At 64.9% G+C, this 770-nt stretch carries 1 protein-coding gene; it reads right to left on the reverse strand.

Annotation, left to right across the window (positions count from 1 at the left end; translation table 11 throughout):
* The coding region (locus tag G3N98_RS39485) for an aminotransferase class III-fold pyridoxal phosphate-dependent enzyme (protein ID WP_206151149.1) at positions 1–770 on the reverse strand (770 nt) is incomplete at both ends.

Consider the following 770-nt stretch of genomic DNA (forward strand, 5'->3'; position numbering starts at 1 on the left):
TCGAAACCGAAGTGTTGGTGTGCGAACCATTCGCCGGTGCGGCCGAAGCCGCCGATCACTTCGTCGGCCACCAGCAGGATGTCGTACTTGCGGCAGATCCGCTGGATTTCCGGCCAGTACGTCGACGGCGGGAAGATCACGCCGCCCGCGCCCTGGAACGGCTCGCCGATGAACGCGGCGACGTTCTCCGCGCCGAGTTCGAGGATCTTCGCTTCGAGCTGCTGCGCGCGCGCCAGGCCGAACGCTTCCGGCGTTTCGCCGGCCGCCGCTTCACCGAAGAAATACGGCTGGTCGATGTGCACGATGTGCTCGACCTTCGACGGCATCTGCTCGTGCATGTAGCCCATCCCGCCAAGCGTGCCGCCGGCGATCGTCGAGCCGTGATAGCCGTTCTTGCGCGAGATCACGTATTTCTTCTGCGGCTGGCCCTGCACGCGCCAGTACTGGTGCACGAGGCGCAGCACGGTGTCGTTGCCTTCCGAGCCGCTGTTGCAATAGAAGAAGTGGTTGAAGCCGGCCGGCGTGACTTCCGCGAGCATCGCGGAGAGTTCGATCACCGGCGGGTGCGTGGTCTTGAAGAACGTGTTGTAGAACGGCAGCTCCTGGATCTGGCGATACGCGGCGTCGGCGAGTTCCTTGCGGCCGTAGCCGACGTTCACGCACCAGAGGCCGGCCATCCCGTCGATCACCTTGTTGCCGTCCGAGTCCCACAGGTAGACGCCGTCGGCCTTCACGATCACGCGGCTGCCTGCACGGTTCAGCGCGCCCAT

The organism is Burkholderia sp. Tr-20390 (assembly GCF_017104595.1).
In the GTDB taxonomy this organism is placed as follows: domain Bacteria; phylum Pseudomonadota; class Gammaproteobacteria; order Burkholderiales; family Burkholderiaceae; genus Burkholderia.